Source organism: Streptomyces bugieae (assembly GCF_036352915.1).
Classification (GTDB): Bacteria; Actinomycetota; Actinomycetes; order Streptomycetales; family Streptomycetaceae; genus Streptomyces; species Streptomyces endophytica.
Window position 1 is genome coordinate 1 of record NZ_JAZBJP010000172.1, and the last position, 443, is coordinate 443.

Annotated in this window: 1 protein-coding gene and 1 pseudogene; one reads left to right on the forward strand and one right to left on the reverse strand. The window is 65.0% G+C overall.

The window, feature by feature from the left end; all coding sequences use genetic code 11:
• Window positions 1-194: pseudogene (locus tag V2J85_RS40735) on the reverse strand (glycosidase); the annotation flags it as partial.
• On the opposite strand from V2J85_RS40735, the gene V2J85_RS40740 reads away from it, so the two are divergent.
• On the forward strand, window positions 193-443 hold a 251-nt coding region (locus V2J85_RS40740), incomplete at its 3' end, for a hypothetical protein (protein ID WP_330824407.1). The pseudogene V2J85_RS40735 and the gene V2J85_RS40740 sit on opposite strands and share 2 nt — an antisense overlap.

The window sequence follows — 443 nt, forward strand, 5'->3', positions numbered from 1 at the left end:
GCCGGACCCAGGGAGTCCGTGCAGGCCTTGGCTATGGAGGCGAACTTCCACTCGAACAGCACGGCCGTGACGTCCTTGTCGCCCGGAGCGGCGGCCTGCGCGGGGGACGCGGTGCCGAATCCGGTGGGGATGACCAGGGCGGCAGCGGCGCCGGCCACGAGGGCGAGCGCGGCAGACAGGGGTCTGCGTGCCATGTCTTTCCTCCTGCGGGTGGGGGAAACGCGGGTGACGGTGCAGCCTCAGTCGGCAACGCGCCATGCCCTCAAGGCTCCTGAAGGTTCTTGCTGCAAGACTGCAAACCTTGCTGCGGACCAGACCGTACGAGGCCGTCAGGCACCGGTCAACCCTCTGGACATCCCCCGCTCACATCCACGAAACAAGCCATTTTTCTTCGCGGTTTCTTGCTGCAAGGTCTTTCGCAAGATATTGCGGGCCTGTTATGT